This window comes from Ruegeria sp. SAZD011 (assembly GCF_059612545.1).
On sequence record NZ_JBXWQU010000021.1, the window covers coordinates 141,655 to 166,964 of the forward strand.

At 61.4% G+C, this 25,310-nt stretch carries 26 protein-coding genes; 12 read left to right on the forward strand and 14 right to left on the reverse strand.

The window, feature by feature from the left end; all coding sequences use genetic code 11:
* Positions 1 to 111: 111 nt before the first annotated feature.
* From AC2FLM_RS07975 to hslO, 3 genes are read right to left on the reverse strand one after another with little or no spacing between them, the layout of a single operon-like run.
* The gene (locus tag AC2FLM_RS07975; RefSeq protein WP_496857076.1) at positions 112 to 1,266 is read right to left on the reverse strand and encodes a CCA tRNA nucleotidyltransferase; all 1,155 of its coding nucleotides are present in this window, start codon (positions 1,264 to 1,266) and stop codon (positions 112 to 114) included.
* A complete protein-coding gene (locus AC2FLM_RS07980) occupies positions 1,263 to 1,859 on the reverse strand; it encodes a CoA pyrophosphatase (RefSeq protein WP_496857078.1) in 597 nt (198 codons plus the stop codon). Before AC2FLM_RS07980 ends, AC2FLM_RS07975 begins: the two co-directional genes overlap by 4 nt.
* Complete coding sequence (hslO, locus tag AC2FLM_RS07985) at positions 1,852 to 2,832, reverse strand: Hsp33 family molecular chaperone HslO (protein ID WP_496857080.1); 981 nt, start codon at positions 2,830 to 2,832, stop codon at positions 1,852 to 1,854. The genes AC2FLM_RS07980 and hslO overlap by 8 nt, the downstream gene beginning before the upstream one ends.
* A gap of 76 nt (positions 2,833 to 2,908) precedes the next feature.
* On the opposite strand from hslO, the gene AC2FLM_RS07990 reads away from it, so the two are divergent.
* Complete coding sequence (locus AC2FLM_RS07990; protein WP_496857082.1) at positions 2,909 to 3,361, forward strand: NUDIX hydrolase; 453 nt, start codon at positions 2,909 to 2,911, stop codon at positions 3,359 to 3,361.
* Here AC2FLM_RS07990 and AC2FLM_RS07995 read toward each other — a convergent pair.
* Complete coding sequence (locus AC2FLM_RS07995; protein ID WP_234145331.1) at positions 3,348 to 4,601, reverse strand: fused response regulator/phosphatase; 1,254 nt, start codon at positions 4,599 to 4,601, stop codon at positions 3,348 to 3,350. The two genes, AC2FLM_RS07990 and AC2FLM_RS07995, sit on opposite strands and share 14 nt — an antisense overlap.
* A gap of 190 nt (positions 4,602 to 4,791) precedes the next feature.
* On the opposite strand from AC2FLM_RS07995, the gene AC2FLM_RS08000 reads away from it, so the two are divergent.
* Complete coding sequence (locus tag AC2FLM_RS08000; protein WP_496857084.1) at positions 4,792 to 5,118, forward strand: Hpt domain-containing protein; 327 nt, start codon at positions 4,792 to 4,794, stop codon at positions 5,116 to 5,118.
* Positions 5,119 to 5,124: 6 nt separating this feature from the next.
* Here AC2FLM_RS08000 and ilvA read toward each other — a convergent pair whose 3' ends face one another.
* Positions 5,125 to 6,351 (reverse strand): threonine ammonia-lyase IlvA, encoded by a 1,227-nt coding sequence (ilvA, locus tag AC2FLM_RS08005; RefSeq protein WP_234145333.1) that lies wholly within the window; start codon positions 6,349 to 6,351, stop codon positions 5,125 to 5,127.
* 154 nt (positions 6,352 to 6,505) lie between these two features.
* Between ilvA and AC2FLM_RS08010 the strand changes: the two genes are divergently transcribed.
* From AC2FLM_RS08010 to AC2FLM_RS08020, 3 genes are all read left to right on the forward strand, one after another.
* Complete coding sequence (locus AC2FLM_RS08010) at positions 6,506 to 7,735, forward strand: argininosuccinate synthase (protein WP_496857086.1); 1,230 nt, start codon at positions 6,506 to 6,508, stop codon at positions 7,733 to 7,735.
* Complete coding sequence (locus tag AC2FLM_RS08015; protein ID WP_496857088.1) at positions 7,732 to 8,175, forward strand: DUF1810 domain-containing protein; 444 nt, start codon at positions 7,732 to 7,734, stop codon at positions 8,173 to 8,175. Before AC2FLM_RS08010 ends, AC2FLM_RS08015 begins: the two co-directional genes overlap by 4 nt.
* A gap of 75 nt (positions 8,176 to 8,250) precedes the next feature.
* Positions 8,251 to 8,532: an SCP2 sterol-binding domain-containing protein gene (locus tag AC2FLM_RS08020; RefSeq protein ID WP_496857090.1), complete on the forward strand. Its 282-nt coding sequence runs from the start codon at positions 8,251 to 8,253 to the stop codon at positions 8,530 to 8,532.
* Positions 8,533 to 8,539: 7 nt separating this feature from the next.
* Here AC2FLM_RS08020 and AC2FLM_RS08025 read toward each other — a convergent pair whose 3' ends face one another.
* Positions 8,540 to 9,253, reverse strand: a complete 714-nt coding sequence (locus tag AC2FLM_RS08025; protein ID WP_496857092.1) for a sulfotransferase-like domain-containing protein — start codon at positions 9,251 to 9,253, stop codon at positions 8,540 to 8,542.
* A 162-nt stretch (positions 9,254 to 9,415) separates the two neighbouring features.
* Between AC2FLM_RS08025 and msrA the strand changes: the two genes are divergently transcribed.
* Positions 9,416 to 10,078: a peptide-methionine (S)-S-oxide reductase MsrA gene (gene msrA, locus AC2FLM_RS08030; protein WP_496857094.1), complete on the forward strand. Its 663-nt coding sequence runs from the start codon at positions 9,416 to 9,418 to the stop codon at positions 10,076 to 10,078.
* On the opposite strand, the gene AC2FLM_RS08035 is transcribed toward msrA, so the two are convergent.
* On the reverse strand, positions 10,075 to 10,947 hold the full coding sequence (locus AC2FLM_RS08035; protein WP_496857096.1) for a ribokinase: 873 nt from the start codon (positions 10,945 to 10,947) through the stop codon (positions 10,075 to 10,077). The genes msrA and AC2FLM_RS08035 overlap by 4 nt on opposite strands.
* Positions 10,948 to 10,950: 3 nt before the next feature.
* Complete coding sequence (locus AC2FLM_RS08040) at positions 10,951 to 13,206, reverse strand: NADP-dependent malic enzyme (protein WP_234220871.1); 2,256 nt, start codon at positions 13,204 to 13,206, stop codon at positions 10,951 to 10,953.
* Between the two features lie 248 nt (positions 13,207 to 13,454).
* On the opposite strand from AC2FLM_RS08040, the gene AC2FLM_RS08045 reads away from it, so the two are divergent.
* The gene (locus AC2FLM_RS08045) at positions 13,455 to 13,769 is read left to right on the forward strand and encodes a hypothetical protein (RefSeq protein WP_496857098.1); all 315 of its coding nucleotides are present in this window, start codon (positions 13,455 to 13,457) and stop codon (positions 13,767 to 13,769) included.
* 67 nt (positions 13,770 to 13,836) lie between these two features.
* Positions 13,837 to 16,473 (forward strand): DNA mismatch repair protein MutS, encoded by a 2,637-nt coding sequence (gene mutS, locus AC2FLM_RS08050; RefSeq protein WP_496857100.1) that lies wholly within the window; start codon positions 13,837 to 13,839, stop codon positions 16,471 to 16,473.
* Positions 16,474 to 16,536: 63 nt separating this feature from the next.
* On the opposite strand, the gene AC2FLM_RS08055 is transcribed toward mutS, so the two are convergent.
* Positions 16,537 to 17,100 carry a nucleotide exchange factor GrpE gene (locus tag AC2FLM_RS08055; RefSeq protein WP_234182175.1) on the reverse strand — a complete coding sequence of 188 codons (564 nt, stop codon included), beginning with the start codon at positions 17,098 to 17,100 and terminating at the stop codon, positions 16,537 to 16,539.
* A 10-nt stretch (positions 17,101 to 17,110) separates the two neighbouring features.
* Positions 17,111 to 18,175, reverse strand: a complete 1,065-nt coding sequence (gene hrcA, locus AC2FLM_RS08060) for a heat-inducible transcriptional repressor HrcA (protein WP_496857102.1) — start codon at positions 18,173 to 18,175, stop codon at positions 17,111 to 17,113.
* A gap of 122 nt (positions 18,176 to 18,297) precedes the next feature.
* Here hrcA and rph point away from each other — a divergent pair, with 122 nt between their 5' ends.
* From rph to AC2FLM_RS08080, 4 genes are read left to right on the forward strand one after another with little or no spacing between them, the layout of a single operon-like run.
* Complete coding sequence (rph, locus tag AC2FLM_RS08065; protein ID WP_234182172.1) at positions 18,298 to 19,011, forward strand: ribonuclease PH; 714 nt, start codon at positions 18,298 to 18,300, stop codon at positions 19,009 to 19,011.
* On the forward strand, positions 19,008 to 19,622 hold the full coding sequence (gene rdgB, locus AC2FLM_RS08070; protein ID WP_496857104.1) for an RdgB/HAM1 family non-canonical purine NTP pyrophosphatase: 615 nt from the start codon (positions 19,008 to 19,010) through the stop codon (positions 19,620 to 19,622). Before rph ends, rdgB begins: the two co-directional genes overlap by 4 nt.
* Entirely contained in the window at positions 19,612 to 20,769 is a 1,158-nt protein-coding gene (gene hemW, locus AC2FLM_RS08075; RefSeq protein WP_496857106.1) for a radical SAM family heme chaperone HemW, read from the forward strand. Before rdgB ends, hemW begins: the two co-directional genes overlap by 11 nt.
* A gap of 3 nt (positions 20,770 to 20,772) precedes the next feature.
* Entirely contained in the window at positions 20,773 to 21,126 is a 354-nt protein-coding gene (locus AC2FLM_RS08080) for a YbaN family protein (RefSeq protein WP_496857108.1), read from the forward strand.
* On the opposite strand, the gene AC2FLM_RS08085 is transcribed toward AC2FLM_RS08080, so the two are convergent.
* From AC2FLM_RS08085 to mnmG, 4 genes are read right to left on the reverse strand one after another with little or no spacing between them, the layout of a single operon-like run.
* The gene (locus AC2FLM_RS08085) at positions 21,116 to 22,006 is read right to left on the reverse strand and encodes a ParB/RepB/Spo0J family partition protein (protein WP_496857110.1); all 891 of its coding nucleotides are present in this window, start codon (positions 22,004 to 22,006) and stop codon (positions 21,116 to 21,118) included. The two genes, AC2FLM_RS08080 and AC2FLM_RS08085, sit on opposite strands and share 11 nt — an antisense overlap.
* Before the next feature lie 22 nt (positions 22,007 to 22,028).
* On the reverse strand, positions 22,029 to 22,832 hold the full coding sequence (locus AC2FLM_RS08090) for a ParA family protein (protein WP_234220884.1): 804 nt from the start codon (positions 22,830 to 22,832) through the stop codon (positions 22,029 to 22,031).
* Complete coding sequence (gene rsmG, locus AC2FLM_RS08095) at positions 22,825 to 23,439, reverse strand: 16S rRNA (guanine(527)-N(7))-methyltransferase RsmG (RefSeq protein ID WP_496857113.1); 615 nt, start codon at positions 23,437 to 23,439, stop codon at positions 22,825 to 22,827. The genes AC2FLM_RS08090 and rsmG overlap by 8 nt, the downstream gene beginning before the upstream one ends.
* Entirely contained in the window at positions 23,436 to 25,304 is a 1,869-nt protein-coding gene (gene mnmG, locus AC2FLM_RS08100; RefSeq protein ID WP_496857115.1) for a tRNA uridine-5-carboxymethylaminomethyl(34) synthesis enzyme MnmG, read from the reverse strand. Before mnmG ends, rsmG begins: the two co-directional genes overlap by 4 nt.
* Positions 25,305 to 25,310 lie beyond the last annotated feature (6 nt).

The following is a 25,310-nucleotide window of genomic DNA, read 5'->3' on the forward strand; positions in this document are numbered from 1 at the left end:
AGCCTCAGCTGAACCAGAGCCCGTAATACATTCGCATCCCTCCTATCGGTTTCGCGGCAAACCTAACCTCGCAAGGTTCAGCATGTCACGCAGGATTTGATTGACCTTACGTCAATCATCTCGAGCCAGCAAAGCCGCCCGGCTCAGCTTGAAATCGGATGCGATCCAGCGCGCTTTCAGCGTGGCAAGCCGCGCGCCCAGCGCGGGGCCCGAAAACGCTGGCATCAGGTCGCGAGCGGTGACCGGAAACACGGCCGCAGCACCGCGCGCAATCGCGGCGGGCGCATGCGGGTCAAGCGGTTGTTCCAGCAACGCGGCCCGCAGAATAAGTGCATCGCGCGCCGTCTCGGCGCCCAGTTCGTACCCCAACTCTCCGGCCCCGGCGGTACCCAAAGCAGCGCGGCGCAGAGTGTCCAGCGCCGCCATCTGCGCCTTGCTCAACCGGAGCGAGGCCAGTGTTTCGCCGTCGCCCAGCGCAGCCAGCCGCCGGATCGGGTCGGCGCTCAGCCCGTCTTCCAGATGCACCAGAGGCGCCAGCGCCCGGTCGTCAGCGCCGGGCAAGAGCTGCGCCAGAACCCCGGCGGCGCGCATGGCGGCGACCGAAGGCGCCGGATCCGGCGCAGCGAGCAACTTCAGCATCTCGGCCCCGACCCTCTCGCGCGAGAGGCGGGTCAGCCCGTCGAGATTGCAGGCGATTGCCGCCAGCGCCTCGGCATCGAAACCGGCATCGGCATCGCCATACCAAGCGTGGAACCGGAAATAACGTAGCGAACGCAGATAATCCTCGCAAATGCGGTCGGTCGCGTTGCCGATGAACCTTACGCGCCGCGCCTTTAGATCGGGAAACCCCCCCAACGGATCCAGCACGGTACCGTCGGGTCGGGCATAAAGCGCGTTCATCGTGAAATCGCGTCGCGCCGCGTCCTCGTGGATCGAGTCGGAAAAGGCGACCACCGCACGGCGGCCATCGGTTTCCACATCCCGGCGAAAGGTGGTCACCTCATGCGGGATACCCCCGGCAACCAGCGTCACAGTGCCATGGGCGATGCCGGTAGGCACCGCCTTGATCCCGGCCGCCGCAGCCAGCTCCATCACCCGCTCGGGACGGGCATCGGTGGTGATGTCGATATCGCTGACCGGTGCCCCCAGCAGCGCATTTCGGACACAGCCACCGACAAACAGCGCCTGCGCACCGCCATCTGTCAGGGTCCGGCAGGCCTTTTGCGTTGCCGGGTGGGTCAACCAGGCCTCGTTAATGCGGGTCACGGCTGCATCCTTTCGGCCAGCCCCCTCAACATCCGAGCGGTGGCGCCCCAGATATAATAGGGCCCGAAGGGTACGGTGAAATAGTGCCGCCGCTGCCCGCGCCAGCGGCGTGATTGCACCGAGTAATTTTCGGGCCGCATCAGATGCGCAAGCGGCACGCTGAACACCTCTTCGACCTCACCCGGCTCTGGCCGGATGTCGAACGCGCGTTCGATCACTGCCACCACCGGTGTCACGGTAAAGGCGGTCACTGTCTCGTGTGACGGCAGGGTCCCAAGCACGCGCGGCAGGTCTCTTGGCAAACCGATCTCTTCCTCGGCCTCGCGCAGGGCGGCGGCGATCACATCCGCGTCGCCCTCGTCCTGCTTGCCGCCCGGAAAGGCGATCTGGCCGGGATGATGTTTCAGGGCCGAAGACCGCTTCGTCAGGATGACCCGGGGGGCGCCATCGGCCAGCGTCACCGGTACCAACACCCCGGCGGGGCGCAGCTTGCGCCCCTCGGGCAGGATCGTACCGGGATTAAGGTCAAAATCGCTCGACCCCGGCCCGGTCCGGGCCAGCGCCGCAAGCAGAGGGCTGACCGGGTCAGTCACCCTGATCCGCCTCGAACCCGACCGAGGCCGGGTCCAGCACGTAATGTGCGCCGCAGAACTGGCAATCAGCGGTCACCGTTCCCTCATCCGTGGTCATGTGCCCGATATCCTTGGCGGAATAGATCGACAGGCTCTGGCGCACCCGCTCCTCGGAGCAGGTACAGCCAAACCGCACCGACTGCGCATCGTAGACACGCGGCTGTTCCTCGTGAAACAGCCGTACCAGCAGGTCGGTCGGCGGCAGCGCCGGGCCGATCAGCTCCAGATCCTCGACCGTGTCGAGCAGGATATTGACCCGGTTCCAGTTCTCGCCCTCGGCGCCGTCCACCAGATCGGCGGCGGTCAGGATATCGCCAGAACCCGGTTCAACTGCGGCAAAGGGCGAGGCCTTGGGCATGTGCTGCAACATCACGCCACCTGCGCGCCAATGCTCTGGCACACCCGGTTCGGTGGATTTTCCGAACCGCAGCTGAAACCGTGTCGGCAGCTGTTCGGATTGCGCGAAATAGGCCTCGGCACAGGCGCTCAGCGACCCGCCCGCCAGCGGGGTGATGCCTTGATAGGGCTGGGTCCCCTTGCCCTGATCGATCAGGATCGCGAAATAGCCCTCTCCCACCTGGTCGAAGGGGGCGCCATCGGTCAGCCGGTCGCGGTCGAAACTGGCATAGGCGCGGATGCGCGCCGGCTCGCCCTCGACCTGCGGCGCATAGTAATCGGTGGCGATCATCCGCACCGCGCCCTTGGACTGTACCTGCAGCGACAGTTTCCAGCGCAGGCCGATGGTCTGGCCGATCAGCGCGGTCAGCAATGCCATCTCGGCCACCAGGGCCTCGACAACGGTGGGATAATCATGCTGTTTCAGAATGCCGTCCAGCACACCATCCAGCCGCGCCACGCGGCCACGCATGTCGGGCAAATCGAGCTGAAAGGGCAGGACCGTGTCGTCCCACGCGATTTTGGTTCCGAGTGTCATGGGTTTCCTTGCACGCCAAGTCTTGGCATATCGCGATCATATAGGGTCGGACAAGCCGCGTTGAAAGGGCCTCTACATGATCAGACGTTTTGGGGAAAGCCCCGAGCCGGGGCGCCGCTATATCCGCCGGGTGGGGGCCTATGCCCTGCTGCCGCGCGGATCGGACCTGCTGCTGACCAGCCAGTATGACCCCGATCCCGATCTGCAACTGCCCGGCGGCGGAATCGATCCGGGCGAATCGCCGGTCGCGGCGCTGCATCGCGAGGTGTACGAGGAAACCGGCTGGCTGATTGCCGCACCGCGTCGGATCGGGGCGTTCCGGCGCTTTGCCTATATGCCGGAATACGATCTCTGGGCCGAGAAGATATGTCTTATATATCGCGCCCGGCCCGTGCGTCGTATCGGCCCGCCGACGGAACCCGACCACGCTGCTCTGTGGATGCCGGCGCTGGACGCTGCGGGCTTGCTGGGGAATGCCGGTGATCGCCATTTCGCCGCGTGGCACCTGGCGCAGATCAGGGCCCGTTGAACTCGAAGAACGTGGCCGAGACATCGTCCTCAAGCCCATGTTCGGGCGACATCACCTGCGTCAAGCGCCAGAAAAGGTCATCCAGAAACTCCTGCCCGCCCTGTTCCGGATTACACTCGTTGACCAGTGCAAGCAGCCCCTCGGGCTCCAACATCTCGCCATTGGCGAGACGGCATTCGGTGAACCCGTCGGAATATAACAACAGCCGGTCGCCAACCTCCATCTGCGCCTCGACCTGCGTATAGGGAATGCCCGGCAACAGGCCGATGGGTACGCCGCCCTCGCCGATGAATTCCGCCGTACCGTTCCGGCGCAACAGCAGAGGATGCGGGTGGCCAGCCTGTACCATCCGCAACATGCCGCTGCGCAGGTCCATGATCGCATAGACCATGGTAAAATACTCTTCGATCCCGGTATCGGCGATCAGGCGCGAGTTCAGGGTTTCGGCCACATCCTGCGGCTGGCGCAGCGCATAGAACTTGTTGAACCGTTTCTCCATCGCGACGTTCTGATCGAAGTACCGGCTGGACAGATAGCCGCCTAGCCGCGCGGTCATCATCGCCGAGGTGATACCGTGGCCCGAGACGTCGATGCTGTAGAATCCGACGCGATTCGGTCCGGGCGAGAACATGCCGACGAGATCACCACCGATATGACCGCAGGGTTTCAGCAACAGGCTGATGCGTGACGAACCAAAATCCTGGCTGAAATCGGGCACCAGCGATTCCTGGATCTTGCGCGCCTGAATCAGATCCTTGTCGATGGCGTCATGAGCGCGTTTCAGGTCGTCCAGAGCCTGTTCGATAACCTCGTTCTTGGCCGAAAGCTCTCGCTGCATGCCGATCACGCGGTCCCCGGCCGAAATCCGCGCGCGCAGCTCGTCCGAACTGACCGGCTTGATCAGGAAATCGTCGGCACCGGCGTCAAGCCCTTGCGCCACCTCGTTCTTTTCGCTCTTCGATGTCAGCAGGATGAAATAGCAGTATCGGTCGGAGTTCAGCTGCCGGAACGCCTCGCAGAATTCTACACCGCTCATCCCCGGCATGACCCAATCACTCAGCACCAGATCGGGCATGGCGCTGGCGCAAATCTCCATCGCCTCCTCGCCGCTATCGGCTTCGATTACCTCGAACCCCCATTTTTTCAGAGAGCTCGACAGGATACGACGCTGTAACCGGCTGTCATCGACAACCAGCACCCGGCGGATTGCACCCAGCTCCATCTCGGTCTGGGCCTCCATTTCCCTACCATGCAACAATGTCGTCTGTCCCGAATTCACCAAGGCCAAGGATACTGACACGCTAGACAGGCCCCGGTTAACATCTCATGAAAGTGCAAATTGCCGCTTATGCACCTGCCTCTCTTTACCGGCTGTTTACCCTCGATCTCCTAATGATGGGTGAATGGGGCAGACAGAACGGAGGTGCGCCATGATTCACTGGCCCCGCGTGACCCAATTGCGGGAAGAGGTCGGTGCGGAGGATTTCGACGAGGTTGTAGACCTTTTCCTGGAAGAGGTCGAAGAGGTGATCGCGCGTCTTCGCCAGACACCGGATCGCCGCCTGCTCGGAAAGGATCTGCATTTCCTCAAGGGCAGCGCGCTCAGCCTTGGGTTCGAGTCCTTTTCCGCCCTGTGTCAGGATGGCGAGCGGCAATCCGCCGCCGGTCATGCAGACGCGGTCGATCTGGACGCGATCATCAACAGTTTCGAGGCCTCGAAATCGGCCTTCCAGTCGGAGCTGTCCGACCATATCTGAGCGCGCTCAGATCACGAATTGCGCCAGCGTCTCGTTGCGGGTGATGTCGGTATAGGTGAACCCGGCCTCGTCCAGACGGGCATAAAGGCGCTCGAAATTCTCAGGCTTGGCGGTCTCGATACCGATCAGGACAGACCCGAAATTGCGTGCCGATTTCTTCATGTATTCAAACCGGGCGATATCGTCATCCGGTCCGAGGATGTTCAGAAACTCCTTCAGCGCACCGGGCCGCTGCGGCAGGCGCAGCAGGAAGTATTTCTTGACCCCCGAATAGCGCTGCGCCCGCTCCTTCACTTCGGGCAAACGTTCGAAATCGAAATTGCCGCCCGAGGTGACACAGACCACGGTCTTGCCCCTGATGAAGCTTTGCACATCCGCCACCGCCTCGACCGACAGCGCGCCCGCGGGTTCCAGCACGATACCCTCGACATTCAGCATTTCGATGATGGTGGTGCAGATGCGATCCTCGGACATCACCAGCACATCCGACATGTGCCGCGATTTCAGCAGTTCGAATGTCTTTTCGCCGATCCGGCCCACTGCTGCGCCATCGACAAAGTTGTCCACATGATCGAGCGTCACCGGATGCCCCGCCGCCAGCGCCGCGCGCAGACAGGCACCGCCCTCGGGCTCGACAAAGATGCAGTGGCTGCGATCCCCGAACCAGGTCGCCACCCCCGCCGACATGCCGCCGCCGCCGACCGGCAGCACCACATGATCGGGCACGCCGCCCAGTTGTTCCTCGATCTCGACAGCCAGCGAGGCCTGCCCCTCGATCACATCGGCATCGTCGAAGGGCGACAGGAAATGCCCACCCTCTTGCGCGCACCAGGTCTGTGCGGCAGCCAGCGTCTGGTCGAAATAGTCGCCGGTCAGATGAATCTCGACCTGATCGCCGCCGAACATCCGGGTTTTCTGGATTTTCTGCTGCGGAGTGGTCACCGGCATGAAGATCACACCCCGCACCCCCATGTGCCGGCACATATAGGCCACGCCCTGGGCATGGTTACCCGCACTGGCACAGACGAACAGCGCCTGCCCCTGCTGCTTGCGCATCGCGTTGAATGCACCGCGGATCTTGTAGGATCGGACCGGACTCAGATCCTCGCGCTTGAGCCAGATATCGGCACCATAGCGCGCCGACAGATGGTCATTGCGCTGCAACGGCGTGGCGGGAAAGACATCGCGCATCGCCTGTTCGGCGGCGCGGGCACGGGTCATGAAATCGCTCATTCCGCCTGACTGCCGCAACCCCGCGTCCGAGGCAAGGAATACATTGGTGTGCTGGATTTCACCCACCGATTTCGCCACAGTTCCGATGCCGCAACTTGCCCCCAACCGCAAAAACCGCTACGGCCCTTGCGTCATACGTAAATGGGGAAGTCCAATGTCCGCGCCCAAGAAAGTTGTCCTGGCCTATTCCGGTGGCCTCGATACCTCGATCATCCTGAAATGGCTGCAAACCGAATATGGCTGCGAGGTTGTCACCTTTACCGCCGATCTCGGTCAGGGAGAGGAGCTGGAACCCGCCCGCAAAAAGGCCGAGCTGCTGGGTATCAAGCCCGAGAACATCCATATCGAGGATGTGCGTGAAGAGTTCGTGCGCGACTTTGTCTTCCCGATGTTCCGCGCCAATGCGGTATACGAGGGGCTGTATCTGCTGGGCACCTCGATCGCGCGGCCGTTGATCTCGAAACGTCTGGTCGAGATCGCCGCCGAACACGGCGCCGATGCGGTGGCCCATGGCGCCACCGGCAAGGGCAACGACCAGGTGCGGTTCGAACTTTCCGCCTATGCCCTGAACCCCGAGATCAAGGTGATCGCCCCCTGGCGTCTGTGGGACCTGACCAGCCGCACCCGTCTGCTGGAATTCGCCGAAGCACATCAGATTCCGATTTCGAAGGACAAGCGCGGCGAGGCGCCGTTCTCGGTCGACGCAAACCTGCTGCACACCTCGTCCGAGGGCAAGGTGCTGGAGGATCCGGGCGTCGAGGCGCCCGATTACGTCGCCCAGCGCATCGTCGCGGTCGAAGACGCCCCCGACACGCCCGAGTTCATCGAGATCACCTTTGAAAAAGGCGACGCGGTTGCGATCAACGGCGAGGTGATGTCGCCGGCGACCATCCTGACCAAGCTCAACGAGTTGGGTGGCAAGCACGGCATCGGCCTGCTCGACTTCGTCGAGAACCGCTTTGTCGGCATGAAGTCGCGCGGCGTCTACGAAACCCCCGGCGGCACCATCCTGCTCGAGGCACATCGCGGAATCGAACAGATCACGCTGGATAGCGGCGCGGGCCACCTGAAGGATTCGATCATGCCGCGTTATGCCGAGCTGATCTATAACGGCTTCTGGTTCAGCCCCGAGCGCGAGATGCTGCAAGCCCTGATCGACAAAAGCCAGGAGCATGTGTCGGGCACCGTCCGGCTGAAACTCTACAAGGGCTCGGCACGCACCGTCGCCCGCTGGTCCGATCACTCGCTCTACTCCGAGGCCCACGTGACCTTTGAAGAGGACGCGGGCGCATACGACCAGCAGGACGCCAAGGGCTTCATCCAGTTGAACGCGCTGCGGCTGAAACTGATCGCCACCCGCAATCGTCGCGTCGCCGACAAGTGAGCGGCGAAGACGACTTTGACGAAGACGACGAACTGGAGATGTTCGTCGAGGCGCAGGACACCGTTTGGCCGGATGTCCTGCGCGAACTGACTGCGGGACAGAAGACGAGCCACTGGATGTGGTTCGTCTTTCCGCAGCTGGCCGAGCTGGGCCGATCGCATATGGCACAGCTTTACGGTATCGGCGATCTGGACGAGGCCGCCGCCTATCTGGCCCATCCCGAATTAGGTGCCCGCCTGATCGAAGTCAGCCGGCTTATGCTCGGCCACACCGGCAAACGGCCCGAGGATATCCTGGGCAGCATCGACGCAAAGAAACTGCGTTCCTCCATGACCCTGTTCGCCGCGGTGCCGGACGCGCCGGGCGAGTTCCGCGCGGTTCTGGAGGCATTCTATGGCGGGTCCCCCTGCCCCCTGACCCTGCGCGCGCTGGGCGACTGACCCTGCCGCTTGGTCAGGCTTGCCAAGCGCGGGCCGGTTTCTTACCGCTTTTCCCAGCAACATGAGGGGCGCGAAATGCTTCAGGACATCGCCGACAAGATGCAGACCGAACTGGCCGGCAAAAGCTTTGACGGGTCGCTGAAATTCGATTGCGGCGACGATGGCGTGATCGTTCTGGCCGACAATACCGCCAGCACCCAGGACCGCGATACAGATTGCACCATCCGCCTGAGCCAGGACAACCTGGTCAAACTGCTGACCGGCAAGCTGAACCCGATGACCGGTGTGATGATGGGCAAGCTCAAGGTCAGCGGCAACATGGGCGTGGCGATGAAACTGGGACAGTTGCTGGGCTGATCGCGCCTCAGATCTTCTTGGCCCGCATGCGCTCGTAAAACGGCATTGCGGCCTGCAAGACCGGCTGAAGCGCCTCCGGCACCTCGGGCAAATCGCCCTCGGGTCCGGCAAAGCCGGTCGAATTCCAGACCGCTCCGTACCAATGCTGCGCCCAGACACCGTCGTCCTTGTGGCCACCCCTGGGCCAGCTCAGCATATGCGGTGACCATGGCACACCGATCCGGTCGCAGAGTTGTTCCAGCATCCGGGCCGGGTTTTCTCGAATGTCATGACTGTCGATCACGACCGGATCGCCACCCCAACCGGTGACCTCGTCAAACAACTCTGCCTGAAGCTGGAAGCCGATATCCTCCAGAGTCGGGTTTTCGCGCTTTTCGGCATAACTCGCGATCACCCGCGCCGGATGGCGGATCAGGAACACGTTGCGCACCGCCCGCATCCAGTCGCGCGGGATGCCGGGGATCATGTGCTGGGTCATGTGTTTCTGATACCAGAACGGCCGCGCACCGGGATTGGGCCCACTCAGCGCCGCCGCCACCACATTTGGGTCCTGTGGCTGTGCGGCCAGAACCTCTTCTCGCATCGGGTGGTTCAGCCCGGTCATCGCCAGGTAAGCAGCATAGAACGGCTCGTCGATGACCGCACAATCGGTCCGGGCGCCAAAGGCATACATCATCGCCGTCGACAGGTTGCGCGGTCCCGACCACATGGCGATTTTCATCTACTGCCCTCCGTTTACGGGTATTCGCCGCACGCTATCGCCCCGCCCGCCGCGTTCCAAGGGGTAAACACCGCATCAACAGCGCGTGACATTCGATGACGGAACCTTGCCGCAAATCCGGTTGCGGGGCAGCCTGATCAGGACCGGAAATGGAGGATCATCATGTTCCCGATCCAGACACTCAAACCCGTCGCATTGGTGGTTGCCATGGTGCTGGCAACGATCCTGCAAGGGGGCAAGGCCGAGGCCGCAGAGACCGAAACCCTGACCGTTGCGGGCGGTTGTTTCTGGTGCGTCGAGGCCGATTTCGAGAAAGTGCCCGGCGTGCTGGGTGCGGTGTCCGGTTATACCGGCGGGACGCTCGATAATCCGACCTACAAGCAGGTCTCGCGCGGGGGAACCGGGCATTACGAGGCTGTGCAGATCCTGTTTGACCCCGACAAGGTTTCGCGCGAACGCCTGCTGCATCTCTTTTTCCGCTCGGTCGACCCAACCGATGCAGGCGGTCAGTTCTGTGATCGCGGTGAAAGCTATCGCACCGCGATATTCGTCTCTAACAAGGCAGAAACCGCGCTTGCATCCCAGGCCAAAGCCGCCGCTGAGGCAGATTTGGCGCAGTCGGTCGTAACCCCCATCCTGGAGGCGGGCCGGTTTTATCCGGCCGAGGCCTATCACCAGGATTATGCCAAGGGAGAAAAGCTGATGCTGACCCGGTTTGGCCCGAAACGGCAAAGCGAGGCTTACAAGCTCTATCGCAAATCCTGTGGTCGGGATGCACGGGTGAAACAGCTTTGGGGTGATGCGGCGCCCTTTGCGGGCAGCTAGAACCGCGCCTCCAAAACCTCTTTCAAATCGGGGATCACATCGGCCGTACCGTGGCGCATCACCATCAAAGCGGCCGCGCGCGTCGCCTGGGTGATCGCCTGCGGCATCGGCAAGCCCCGGTCCATCCCCGACAGGACATAACCGGTAAAGGTGTCGCCCGCCCCGGTGGTATCGACCGCCTTGACCTTGTGCGCGGGGTATTCCGCCGTTTTTCCCTGATTAGTGTCGAAATAGCGTGCGCCTTTCGATCCAAGGGTCACGATGACATGCTGCACCGGCAACTGATCTGGCGACAGACCGGTCGCCTGTTGCAACTGCTCGGCCTCGACAGCGTTCAGGATCAGGAAGTCGAGCCAGGGCAGGACATCCCGCACCGCCTGAGCATCAAAGGGGGCTGCGGCATAGCACACGGTCAGGCCGCGTTCGCGACCCAGCCGCGCCGCTTCGACTTGGGCACTGGTCTCATTCTGCATCACCAACAGGTCGCCCCGCGCGGCATCGGCCAGCACGCTGGCGACCCGCTCGGGCGAAATGGCCCGGTTGGCACCGGGCAACAGAACGATCAGGTTTTCGCCGCCCGGCTCAACCGCGATGATGGCATGTCCGGTGGGCGCGTCTAGCGTCGCGATATGGCGGGTATCGACGCCATATTCGGTCAACCGGTCGATGGCCCACCGCCCATCCGGCCCCACCGCGCCGATATGGTGCACATGCGAACCCGCGCGGGCGGCGGCCACCGACATATTGGCGCCCTTGCCGCCCAGAAACCGCTCCATCCCCGAGGCGGCCAGCGTCTCGCCCCCCCCGGGCAGATGCGGCACGGCATAGACCATGTCCGCATTGATCGAGCCAAGGTTCCAGATCGCCATGGCCTAGCCGATCTCGGCCGAGGCCAGCACCGCCATGTTCAGGATGTCATTGGCGGTGGAGACGGTCGAACAGATCTGGATCGGCTTGTCGACACCGGTCAGGATCGGGCCGATCACCGTGGCGCCCGCCATCTCCTGCATCAGCTTGGTCGAAATCGAGGCCGAGTGCCGCGCAGGCACGATCAGGATGTTCGCAGGGCCGGTCAGACGCGAGAAGGGGTAGGCCTCTTTCGAGCGCGGGTTCAGCGCCACATCGACGGTCATTTCGCCTTCGAATTCGAAGTTCACCCCGCGCTCTTCCAGAACCTTTGGCGCCTTCGTCAGTTTTTCGGTCCGCTCCGAGATCGGATAGCCAAAGGTGGAGAAGCTGACAAAGGCCACGCGCGGTTCCAGACCCATATGGCGGGCCACATCTGCGGCGCGTTCTGCAATGGTGGCCAGGTCGTGTTCGTCGGGCCATTCATGCACCAGCGTGTCGCCAATCAGGACGATCTTGCCCTTGTGCAGCAACGCGGTGATCCCTGCCGCCCCATGCGCGGCGTCGGCGTCAAACACATGGCTGATCTGATGCAACACATGCGCCGATTTCCGGGTCGCACCGGTCACCAGCCCGTCGCCGTGCCCATGTGCCAGCATCAGGGCCGAGAAAACGTGCCGGTCGCGCGCGGCGAGGCGATGCACATCCTTGTAATCGAACCCTTTGCGTTGGAGTCGACTATACAAAAAGCCCTTATAGCTCTCCAGATGCGTGGTGTTGGCTGCATTCACCACTTCGAGCTCGCGCACCGCATCGCCCAGACCGGCGGCTTCAAGTTTGGCCTTGACGTCGTCCTGGCGTCCAACAACCAGCGCCTTTCCATAACCCGAACGCTGGTATGTCACTGCTGCACGCAGCACGCGGGGGTCGTCGCCCTCGGCAAAGATCATCCGGCTTTGCGCCTTGCGGGCGCGGGCGTTGATGCCGCGCAGGATGCTGGCGGTCGGGTCCATCCGCGATTTCAGGCCCAGCTCATAGGCATCCATGTCGATGATCGGCCGCCGCGCCGCGCCGGTATCCATACCCGCACGCGCCACGGCGGGCGGAATGCGGTGGATCAGGCGCGGGTCAAACGGGGTCGGGATGATGTAGTCGCGACCAAAGGTCAAGCTCTTGCCATAGGCCATGGCGACCTCGTCCGGCACATCCTCACGCGCCAGATCAGCAAGCGCATGGGCGCAGGCGATCTTCATCTCGTCATTGATGGCACGTGCATGGATGTCCAGCGCCCCACGGAACAGATAGGGAAAGCCCAACACGTTGTTGACCTGGTTGGGATAGTCGCTGCGCCCGGTGGCGACGATGGCGTCGGGACGCACCTCATGCGCCTCTTCCGGTGTGATTTCGGGGTCGGGGTTGGCCATGGCAAAGATGACCGGGTTGTCGGCCATGCTTTGCACCATCTCTTGCGTCACCGCGCCCTTGACGCTGACACCCAGGAACACATCGGCCCCTTTCATCGCCTCTTCGAGGCTGCGCAGCTCGGTCTTGATGGCATGGGCCGATTTCCACTGGTTCATGCCCTCGGTACGACCCTGATAGATCACGCCCTTGGTATCGCAGACAATGCAGTTTTCATGCCGCGCACCCATGGTTTTCAAAAGCTCGATACAGGCGATGCCCGCCGCCCCTGCCCCGTTCAGGACGATTTTCACATCTTCGATCTTCTTGCCCGAAATGTGCAGCGCGTTGATCAGCCCCGCCGCGCAGATCACCGCCGTGCCATGCTGGTCGTCGTGAAAGACCGGGATGTCCATCTCTTCCTTGAGCCGCTGCTCGATGATGAAACACTCGGGCGCCTTGATGTCTTCGAGGTTGATGCCGCCGAATGTCGGCCCCATCAGCTTGACCGCGCGGCAGAACTCATCCGGATCCTCGGTGTCCAGTTCGATATCGATCGAGTTCACGTCGGCAAAGCGCTTGAACAGCACCGCCTTGCCCTCCATCACCGGCTTGCCGCCCAGCGCGCCCAGGTTGCCCAGGCCCAGAACCGCCGTCCCGTTCGAGATCACCGCAACCAGATTGCCCTTGTTGGTATAGTCATAGGCCAGCCCGGGATCGGCCGCGATCGCCTCGCAGGGAACCGCCACGCCCGGGGAATAAGCCAGCGACAGATCGCGCTGGGTGGTCATGGGAACGGTGGCCTGAACCTCCCACTTGCCGGGGGTCGGTTCCAAGTGAAAGGCCAGCGCCTCTTCGTTTGTGATCTTCGCTTTGGGCATGGGATGGGTCGTTTCTCTGCTATGCGGGCTTTCAGCCTCATAGCCCTGAATGCAGCGCATCTCAACCGTCGAGACTGTGCGCTCAGAATCGAAAGATATGGTAAAGTGTCGGCATAGCGGAAACCGAACGACCTTACGTCAAGTCTATCTCTAGGCAATCCCACATTTGAAAGGTCCGCGCCTAAGAGCCGTACGCTCCAAGTACTCCAAACAAGGATATTCAATATCAGATCACAAGGAGAACCAAGATGACCCCAGATGTGTTCATTTTTCACGACAACGACTCTTCGGATGGCGAGAGAGTACGCGGCATCACAATCTCGACGGCACATGTCGAATATACACATGGAGCAAATGTCGAGATCTCATCTGGTGGAACTTTGTACTACAACGCCTCGGGCCAACATGCGCCTAGTTTCGGCGAGTTTTATGTCTTGATTGAAATTGAACAAGACAACGCACCGGTACAGCCAGAAGATTTGATATGGACCATAGATATGGTTCCGGGCTTCACGAGCCCACCGACGGATACAATACCGACATCTTTGGATTTTCTTTTCTGAAGGATTGTAGTCTTTCGCGTTCTGTCTCGGAACAGTAAGTTCCCCCCAATTTAGTATTGGGGGAAATATGAACGCAATCACGCCCATGATGGCCCAATACCTCGAAATCAAAGAGGGCCATACCGATGCCCTGCTGTTCTACCGGATGGGCGATTTCTACGAGATGTTCTTTGACGACGCGGTGGCCGCCGCCGAGGCGCTGGATATCGCGCTGACCAAGCGCGGCAAGCACGAGGGCGAGGATATCCCGATGTGCGGCGTCCCGGTTCACGCCGCCGAGGGCTATCTGCTGACCCTGATCCGCAAGGGGTTCCGGGTTGCCGTCTGTGAACAGATGGAAAGCCCCGCCGAGGCCAAGAAACGCGGATCAAAATCCGTGGTGCGGCGCGATGTGGTGCGGCTCGTCACCCCCGGCACCCTGACCGAAGATGCGCTGCTCGAGGCGCGCCGCCACAACTTCCTTGTCGCCTATGCCGAGGTGCGCAGCGGCGCCGCGCTGGCCTGGGCCGATATCTCGACCGGTGATTTCCACGTGATGCCGGTGACGCGCCCGCGCCTCAGCCCGGAACTGGCGCGGCTGGCCCCGTCCGAATTGCTGGTTGTCGATGAACCGGTGTACCAGCAGTTGCGCCCGCTGGCCGACGATTACCGCATCCCGCTGACCCCGCTGGGCAAGGCCAGTTTCGACAGCATGGCCGCTGAAAAGCGCCTGTGCGAGCTCTACAAAGTCGGCTCGCTGGAGGGGTTCGGCACCTTCGCCCGCGCCGAGCTGTCGGCCATGGGTGCGCTGATCGACTATCTGGAAATCACTCAGAAAGGCAAACTGCCACTGCTACAACCCCCAGTGCAAGAGGCCGAAGACCGGGTGATGCAGATCGACGCGGCCACCAGGCGCAATCTGGAACTGACTCGCTCCCTGTCGGGCGAACGTGGCGGCTCGCTCCTTTCGGTGATCGACCGCACCGTCACCCCCGGTGGCGCCCGCCTGCTGGAACAGCGCATCGCCAGCCCGTCCCGCAATCTGGACGTCATCCACGCGCGGCTCTCGGCGCTCGACTTCTGTATCGACCACACAACCCTGGCCGCCGACCTGCGCACCGCGCTGCGCAAGACGCCCGATCTGGATCGCGCCCTGTCGCGGCTGGCGCTGGACCGGGGCGGTCCGCGCGACCTTGCCGCGATCCGTAACGGGCTGGGCCAGGCCGATGCGATTGCCGCGCTCTGCCATGGACTCGAACTGCCCGACCTGATCGCAAGCGCCTGTGCCGATCTGAACGGGTTCGACGACCTACTTGGCCTGCTCGATACCGCATTGGTAGCCGAGCCGCCGCTGCTGGCCCGCGATGGCGGCTTTATCGCGCCGGGTTACGACAGCGACCTGGACGAGGCGCGCGAGTTGCGCGACAAGGGTCGCGGTGTCATCGCCGGGATGCAGCAGAAATATGCCGAACATACCGGCATCGCCTCGCTGAAGATCAAGCACAACAACGTTCTGGGCTATTTCATCGAAACCACCGCCACCCACGCGGCCAAGATGCTGAACCCACCGCTGAGCGAGACCTATATCCACCGACAGACCACCGCCAATCAGGTGCGCTTTACCACGGTCGAGTTGAGCGAGCTGGAAACCCGCATCCTGAACGCGGGGAACCACGCGCTCGAGATCGAAAAACGGCTCTATTCCAGCCTTTCTGGCGCAATTCTAGAGGCCGCCGCCCGCCTCAACCTCGCCGCGCGCGGGCTGGCTGAACTTGATCTGGCGACCGCGCTGGCCGATCTGGCACGGGCCGAGAACTGGTGCAGACCCAGCGTCGACACCTCACGCACCTTTGCCATCGAGGGAGGCCGCCACCCGGTGGTGGAATACGCCCTGCGCCGGCAGGTCGGAGAGCCGTTCGTGGCCAATGACAGCGATCTCACCGCTGACAAGGGTGCCGCGATCCGCCTGCTGACCGGCCCCAACATGGCCGGTAAATCAACCTATCTGCGCCAGAACGCGCTGATTACCCTGCTCGCCCAAATAGGCAGCTACGTACCCGCCGACAGAGCCCATATCGGGGTGGTCAGCCAGCTTTTCAGCCGCGTCGGCGCCTCGGACGATCTGGCACGGGGCCGCTCGACCTTTATGGTCGAGATGGTGGAAACCGCCGCCATCCTGAACCAGGCGGACGACCGAGCGCTGGTGATCCTGGATGAAATCGGCCGTGGCACTGCCACCTATGATGGTCTTTCCATCGCCTGGGCCACGCTGGAACACCTGCATGCGGCCAATCGCTGCCGCGCTCTGTTCGCCACCCACTACCACGAACTCACCGCCCTTGCCGGAACGTTGGATGGTGTCGAGAACCTGACCGTTGCCGTCAAGGAATGGGAGGGAGAGGTCATCTTTTTGCACGAAGTGAGGAAGGGCGCCGCCGACCGGTCCTATGGTGTGCAAGTGGCGCAACTCGCCGGCCTACCCCCGTCCGTGGTGGCGCGTGCCCGCGTGGTTCTGGACCAACTGGAGAAGTCCGAACGCGAAGGCGGCAAGCAAAAGGCGCTGATCGATGATCTGCCGCTGTTCTCAGCCGCGCCGCCACCACCGCCGCCCACACCAAAAAGCTCACCTGCCGTCGCGATGCTCGAGAACATCCACCCTGACGAGCTGACCCCCCGCCAGGCGCTTGAGATGCTGTATAAACTGAAAGAGGCGGCCAGATCCTGACCGCCCCTTCATTCCGCTGAAAGTACTCCCGCCGGAGGCTTGGCTTCGCCGGGCGAAGCCAAATCAGCTTGCAGGCATCGACGACACACCAACCTGCGCCGGACGCAGCAGACGGTCGTGCAGCATGAAGCCTTCGGCGGAAACCTGAATGATATCACCCGCCTTGGTGCCCGGCACCGGCGCCTCGAACATCGCTTCATGCATCTGCGGATCAAACCGGTCGCCCACCTGCGGCGATACGATCTGGATGCCGTGCTTGCCGAAAACATCCAGAAGCGCCCGCATGGTCAACTCGATCCCTTCGATCAGGGCGCCGGACACCGCGCGCTGTTCATCGGTCACGGTTTCAAGCGCGCGCTTCATGTTGTCATAGACCGGCAGCATGTCACGGGCCAGTTTCGACCCGCCATACTGCTCGGCCTCGCGCCGGGCGCGCTCGCCCCGCTTGCGCACATTCTCGGCGTCTGCCAACGCGCGCATGAACTTGTCCTTGAACGCATCCCGCTCGGCCCGCAGCGTATCCAGCTCTGCCGCCTCTTCGCTGATCTCGGCCATTTCCTCGGCCAGCTCTTCGGCCTCGGCGGTTGCGATATCGTCCAGAAACTCTTCGTTGTTCGGCTTTGCCATCTTTCTACCTCTAACTCCGATCGGAAATCAGACGTCCGACCAGCTGTGCCGTGTAATCCACGATCGGAACGATGCGACCATAGTTCAGGCGCGTCGGGCCGATCACCCCCACCGCTCCGATAATCTTTCGATCCGCGTTCATATAAGGAGACACCACCAAAGAGGAACCCGAAAGTGAGAAAAGTTTGTTCTCCGAACCGATAAAAATGCGCACACCCTCGCCGTCCTCGGTCAGTTGCAGGAACTCGGCGATATCGCGCTTGCGCTCCAGATCATCAAACAGCACCCTGATCCGCTCGAGCTCCTGTTCCTGGCCGGTCCCGTCTATCAGATTCGCCCGCCCGCGCACGATCAGGCGGGCGGCGCCTTCACCCTCGCGGTCCCAGACCGCCAGACCGCTTTCGACCATCTGGCGGGCCAGCTGGTCGATTTCCTGCTGGCGGACGCCGATCTCGGTCTGCATCAGGCGGCGCACCTCGCTCAGGGTCTTGCCCTCGATCAGTGCGTTCAGGAAATTGGCCGCCTCGCGCATCGAACTGGGGGTCTGTCCCGGGGGCGGCGCAAACAGGCGGTTTTCCACATGACCGTCCGAAAAGACCAGCACCACCAACGCCCGATCCTGCGCCAGCGAGACAAACTCGATATGCCGGATCTCGGCCTCGTGCTTGGGCGTCAGAACCAGCGAGGCGCCTTGGGTCACCCGGCTGAGCGTGGCGCTGATCCGGTCCAGTGTTCCACCCACATCGCCGGCATTTGTGCCCAACGTCGCGTCCAGCTTGGCGCGATCATCCAGGCTCAGATCCGCGACCTCGAGCAACCCGTCGACAAACATTCTCAGCCCCATCTGCGTCGGGATCCGCCCCGCACTGACATGGGGACTGTCGAGCAGGCCCAAAAACTCCAGGTCCTGCATCACGTTGCGCACGGTTGCGGCGCTGACTTTTTCACTCAGGGTGCGGGTCAGGGTGCGGCTGCCGACCGGCTCGCCACTGTCCAGATAGGACTCGACGATCAGGCGAAACACCTCGCGCGAGCGGTCGTTCAAATCGTCCAGTATTTTGCGCGCATCGCTCATGGCATTCCTTGGGCAATCCCCGGCTGAGTGGCCATTAAATCCCCTGCCCCGAAAAGGTCAATCGGGCTTGCATCCACGCCCTTGCGGGCGGTATCCCCAGCGCAACAGACAAAGGATGACCCATGCGACCCTCTGGACGAGATCTAAGCGAAATGCGCCCGGTTTCAATCGAAACCGGTTTCACAAAACATGCCGAAGGCTCGTGCCTGATCAAGATGGGCGACACGCATGTGCTGTGCACCGCCACCATCGAAGAGCGCGTGCCGCCTTTCATCAAGGGGTCGGGTCTGGGCTGGGTCACCGCCGAATACGGCATGCTGCCACGCGCGACCAACACCCGGATGCGGCGCGAGGCCGCCAGCGGCAAGCAAGGCGGCCGCACCGTTGAAATCCAGCGCCTGATCGGCCGCGCCTTGCGCGCGGGTGTTGACCGGGTGGCCCTGGGCGAGCGTCAGATCACCGTCGACTGTGACGTGATTCAGGCCGATGGCGGCACCCGCTGTGCCTCGATCACCGGCGGTTGGGTCGCCCTGCGGCTGGCGGTGAACAAGCTGATGAAAGCAGGTGACGTCATCTCTGACCCACTGATCGACCCGGTCGCCGCCGTGTCCTGCGGCATCTATGCCGGCCAGCCGGTGCTGGACCTCGATTACCCCGAGGACAGCGAGGCAGGCGTTGACGGCAATTTCATCATGACCGGGTCCGGCAAGCTGATCGAGGTGCAGATGAGCGCCGAAGGCTCTGTCTTTAACCGCGCGCAACTGGATCAGCTTCTGGGTCTCGCCGAAAAGGGCGTGGGCGAACTGGTTGCTGCGCAAAAGGCCGCCACCGCATGACCCGCAGGTTCACAGGCGACACGTTGCTGATCGCGACCCACAACAAGGGCAAGCTGGAAGAGATGGCGCATCTCCTCCAGCCCTTTGGGGTCAAGGTCGTTGGCGCCACCGAGATGAACCTGCCTGAACCGGAAGAGACCGAAGACACCTTTGTCGGCAATGCCCGGATCAAGGCGCATGCCGCCGCCCGCGCCACCGGCCTGCCCGCCCTGTCCGATGACAGCGGCATTACCATCGACGCGCTGGATGGAGCGCCGGGTGTCTATACTGCCGACTGGGCGGAAACCGGCAACGGGCGCGATTTCCTGATGGCGATGACCCGCGCCAATGACGAACTGGAAGCCAAAGGCGCCCCGCATCCCCGGTTAGCGCAATTCCGCTGCACGCTGGTTCTGGCCTGGCCCGATGGTCATGACGAGGTGTTCGAAGGCGTCGCCCCCGGTCATCTGGTCTGGCCTATTCGTGGCGCGGCCGGGTTCGGCTATGACCCGATGTTCGTACCCGAGGGCTATGACGTGACCTTTGCCGAGATGGATCGTTGGGAAAAGAACAAGATCAGCCACCGCGCACGGGCGGTTGAGAAGTTCGTGAAGGGCTGTTTTGGCGGATGACTGGCAGCATGGAGGCTTTGGCCTCTACGTGCATTGGCCCTTTTGCCAGGCCAAATGCCCCTATTGCGATTTCAACAGCCATGTTGCCCGTGAAATCGATCAAAAGGCCTGGGTTAGAGCCTATATCGCAGAGCTTGAACGCTCTGCCGCCGAACTGCCGGGCCGGGTACTGAACACCATCTTTTTCGGAGGCGGCACCCCATCTCTGATGATGCCGGAAACTGTTGCGGCGGTGATTGAAACCGCCCGCCGGCTTTGGCCCACCTCCAACGACATGGAAATCACGCTGGAGGCCAATCCAGGCTCTGTCGAGGCCGGTCGCTTTGCCGCCTATCGCGATGGCGGGGTCAACCGCATCTCGATGGGGGTGCAGGCGCTCAACGACCAGGACCTGCACCGGCTGGGCCGCATTCACAGCGTCGCCGAGGCGCGCGCTGCCTTCGACATCGCGCGCCGCTGTTTTGACCGGGTCAGTTTCGATCTGATCTATGCCCGGCAGGATCAGACGCCCGAGGCCTGGCGCGCAGAGTTGAACGAAGCGCTGGCCATGGCCGTCGATCACCTGTCGCTCTATCAGCTGACGATCGAGGACGGCACCGCCTTTGGCGACCGTTACGCCCGTGGCAAGCTGCGTGGCCTGCCCGCCGATGACGATGCCGCCGACATGTACCTGATCACGCAAGAAGTCTGCGCTGCCCATGGCTTTCCCGCCTATGAGGTTTCAAACCACGCCCGCCCCGGCTCCGAGTCCCGCCACAACCTGATCTATTGGCGCTATGGCGATTATGTCGGCATCGGTCCCGGCGCGCATGGCCGCATCACCATAGATGGTCAGCGATTTGCCACCGAGAGCCCACTGAACCCCGGTGCCTGGCTGAGCGCAGCGGCAAAGGGAAACGGTGAGTTGAGCCGCGTTGCACTATCCCTACAAGATCAAGCCGATGAATACCTGATGATGGGGCTTCGCATTACCGAAGGACCAGATATTCGCCGATACGAGGCACTTTCCCCACAGCCCCTGAACCAGAACCGCCTTGCCCATTTGGCCGAACTGGGCATGATCGACATCGACGGGTCGAGACTAAGGGCAACGGCCCAAGGGCGAGCGGTGCTGAACGCGGTCATTCTGGACCTGATGTCGGAGTAGAGAATGCAGTTTATCTGGGCGGCTCTTGGACTGGTCTGCGTTGCCCTCGCCCTGATTGGCGTTGTCCTGCCGCTGCTTCCTACTGTGCCGTTCCTTCTGCTGGCCGCGTTCTTCTTTGCCCGCTCGTCCGAGCGCCTGCATACCTGGCTGCTGACCCACCGCCTGTTTGGCCCGATGATCGTTGACTGGCAGCATTCTGGCGCCATCCGTCCAGGCGCAAAAAAGGCGGCAACCCTGTCGATTGCCGCCGTCTTTGGCCTGTCGCTTCTTCTCTCGGCGCCCTCCCATGTCCTGGCCATTCAAGCCGTGGTTCTGGGGGGAGTGCTGATCTTTATCTGGTCCCGCCCTAACGGCTGAGCTTGGCGCAAAGATCGTCAAGCTGATCCAGATTCTCATAGGTCAGGATCACTTGACCGGTTTCGGTTCCCGCCTTGTGGTTGATCGTCACTTTCATCGCCAGGATCGCCGACAGATCCTTTTCCAACGCGCGGGTATCGGCGTCCTTGTCGCCTCCGACCGATTTCGGGCGCGCCGTCGCCGCAGGCTTATCGCCTTCCACCTGCTTCTTGACCAAAGCCTCAGTCGCGCGTACCGACAGCCCGTCACGCACCACGATCTTAGCCAGTTCCGACGGATTATCGCTGGTAATCAGGGCGCGGGCATGTCCGGCTGACAGTTTTCCTTCGACCACCATCTGTTGAACGTCATCCGGCAAGGACAGCAGGCGTAGAAGATTCGCGATATGACTGCGGCTTTTGCCCAGCGCTTCGGCCAGCTTTTCCTGCGTATGGCCGAATTTGTCCATCAACTGCCGATAGCCTGCGGCCTCTTCTACCGCGTTCAGGTCGGCGCGCTGGATATTCTCGATGATCGCAATTTCCAGGACTTCGGTATCGTCCAGATCACGCACCAGAACCGGAACTTGATGCAGTTGTGCCAGTTGCGCAGCACGCCAGCGGCGTTCACCGGCGACGATTTCGTACATGTCACCCTCAACGGGACGCACGATCAGCGGTTGCAAGATACCCTTCTCTTTGACCGAAGCTGCAAGCTCTTGCAGTGCCTCTTCGGTAAAGGTGCGGCGCGGCTGGTTCGGGTTTGCGCGCAGCTTTTCGATAGGCACAGTACGATCAGGGCGACGCGACGACTCACCACTGGTCGCCTCTGGCGTCTGCGTCACATCGGCCATCAAAGCGGACAGTCCGCGTCCCAACCCCCGGGGTTTGTTCGAAACCATGTGTCGCTCCTCTCTACCGCGTTCAGGCGGCGATCTTTTTATGTTTCTTCATCAATTCAGCGGCCAGGTCACGATAGGCCATCGCACCGAGAGAGTTCGGATCGTAATTGAGCACCGGCATCGCAAAAGACGGCGCCTCGCTGACCCGCACGTTACGCGGTATCTTGGTTTCGAAAACCAGATCACCCAGATTGTCGCGCGCATCCTTTTCAACCTGCTGAGACAGGTTGTTGCGGCGGTCATACATGGTCAGCACGATCCCCTCGATCCGCAGATTGGGATTGGCGGCCTGCCGCACCTCGCGGATGGTCAGCATCAGTTGCGACAGACCTTCGAGTGCAAAGAACTCGCTTTGCAGCGGAACCAGTACCGAATGCGCCGCGACCATAGCATTGACCGTCAACAGGTTCAGCGAGGGCGGACAATCGATCAGGATGTAGTCCCACAAATAGGCATCCATCGCTGTCTGACGCAGTGCATCATGAAGCAGAAAGCTTCGCTTCTCGTTCGAGATCAACTCGATATCCGCAGAGCTGAGATCGACTGTGGCCGGAACGATCGAAAGCCCTTCGATGCTGGTTTCCTGGATCACCGAGTTCAGCGGCGCATCATCCACCAGCAACTCATAGGTCGTCAGGTCGCGTTCATCCACACCCAGCCCGGTCGAGGCATTCCCTTGCGGATCAAGGTCAACAACAAGAACGCGTTGTCCAGATTCGACCAACGCCGCAGCAAGGTTGATGGCTGTTGTGGTCTTTCCCACGCCGCCTTTCTGGTTGGCGACCGCTATGATCCGGGGTCCGACTGGACGGGAAAGATCAGACACGCGTGACTCCTGTTATCTTCAAAAGAACGGCCTGGGGCTCGGTTAAACTAGTAACCGCCTCATAGGAGAAATTCCATTGCTTCGCGGCCTCTTGCATCTCTTTTTTCCAGTTGGCGCCCTTGGGGAACAGCGCAGTTCCGCCGGATTTCAGGTGCCTCTCGGCAAAATCCAGCAACCCTGTCAGATCGGTCAGAGCACGGGCAGAAAGGATATCTGCGTTAAGGGGATCCAATACTTCGATACGCTGTGAGATTACTTGGCAGTTCACACCGCACTCTCTGGCAGCACTGCGAAGAAACGCGGACTTTCTCTGGTCGCTTTCTACGCAGATAAATCGTGTATCCGGCATCTCCTCGGCGCCGAGAATTGCGCAGATCATGCCGGGAAATCCCCCGCCGCTTCCCAGATCAACCCAAAGCCCACCAACTGGTGCATTACGAAACACCTGGATTGAATCGATGATATGACGCGTCCAGAGGTCATCCAGGCTGCGTTTGGAAACCAGATTGATGCGCGGATTCCACTTTTTCACCAGCTCGGCAAAGATCGACAGCCGGTCGAATGTTTCACGTGAAACATTCAAACTTTCCGCGTTGTGGGTAGTCATGCGGTGCGTACCTTGTCGATCTTCCGCAGATGAGCCAGGATCAGAGCAAGCGCCGCTGGCGTCATCCCCTCGACCCGCCCCGCCTGAGCGATATTCTCGGGTCGTGCCGAAGTCAGTTTTTGCTTCAACTCACTCGACAGCCCGTCAAGTACCAGAAAGTCGAAATCTGCGGGGATCACGAGCGCCTCGTCTCGTTTCATTGCTTGGACATCACGCTCTTGCCGGGTGATATAGTTTGCGTATAGCGCGTCACGCTCCACCTGCGACCGTGTCTCTTCGTCGGTGTCAGCAAGTTCGGGTATCAATGATGCAATTTCAGCGAAGCCGACATCAGGAAAAGCAAGAACCGCAAGGCCGTTTCGCCGATTCCCATCCTGGCTAATAGTGATCCCAGCCGCAGCGATTTCCTTGGGGGTAAAGCTACTCTCCTGGAGAATGGCGGTGACCTTGGCGAGCTTCTCGGATTTCAGTGCAAAAGCCGTGCGCCGACGCTCTCCGACACAACCAACGTCAATCCCCATCGGCGTCAGCCGTTGATCGGCGTTATCCGCCCGCAACGACAACCGAAATTCGGCCCGAGAAGTGAACATACGGTAAGGTTCAGCCACACCGCGCGTTGTAAGGTCGTCAATCATTACGCCGATATAGCTATTCGCTCGGCTGAAAGGGACTGGATCACGGCCGAGAATCATCGTTGCCGCATTCAACCCGGCCACCAAACCCTGAGCGGCGGCCTCTTCGTAACCGGTTGTCCCATTGATTTGACCAGCCAGATAGAGGCCGGGCACCTCAGGCAGAGACAGCTGCGAAGTCAAAGCACGCGGATCGACATAGTCGTATTCGATCGCATAACCTGGCTGAAGAATTTCGACATTCTCCAGGCCATAAATAGAGCGGACATAATCCTCTTGAACATCCACCGGCAGCGAGGTCGAGATCCCGTTCGGATAGACCGTGTGGTCGTCCAAGCCTTCGGGCTCCAGAAAGATTTGATGCGATTCTTTGTCGGAAAAGCGTACGATCTTATCCTCGATCGACGGACAATACCTGGGACCGACCCCCTCGATATGCCCTCCGTACATCGCGGAACGGTTCAGGTTCTCGCGGATGATGTCGTGGGTTCGGGCATTCGTATGCGTAATTCCGCAGGCGATCTGGCGGGCGAAAACACCTTTGGAGAGAAAGGAGAACAACACGGGCTCCTCGTCTCCGTCCTGCCTTTCCAATATCGACCAGTCGATGGAACGTCCATCAAGGCGTGGCGGTGTCCCTGTCTTGAGCCGTCCCATGGGCAGATCAAAACCGGCGAGACGCTCTGCCAAGGGTACCGAAGGTCGATCTCCCATTCGCCCACCGGGACGTGAGACATCCCCGATGTGAATGATCCCTCGCAAGAAAGTTCCCGAGGTCAGGATCACAGCTTTTGACGAAATCTCTGATCCGTCTGCCAGGACAACTCCAGCGACGCGATTTCCCAGCATTCGAAAGTCGGTTACCTCACCCTCGATGAGGGACAAACCGGATCGATTGCGTGTCTCCTCTTGCATTGCGAGGCGGTAAAGCTTGCGGTCAGCTTGCGCCCGAGGTCCTTGAACTGCTGGGCCCTTGCGTCGGTTCAACAGGCGAAACTGGATCCCCGCCTTGTCCGCCACGCGCCCCATCACGCCATCCATCGCATCGATCTCGCGCACGAGATGACCCTTACCGAGTCCACCAATGGCGGGATTACAGGACATCACGCCGATATCACGTTCGGACAAGGAAACCAGTGCCGTCCGCATTCCCATGCGTGCGGCGGCATGCGCGGCTTCGGCACCGGCATGCCCGGCTCCGATTACCAAGACATCAAAATCCGAATGTTTCACGTGAAA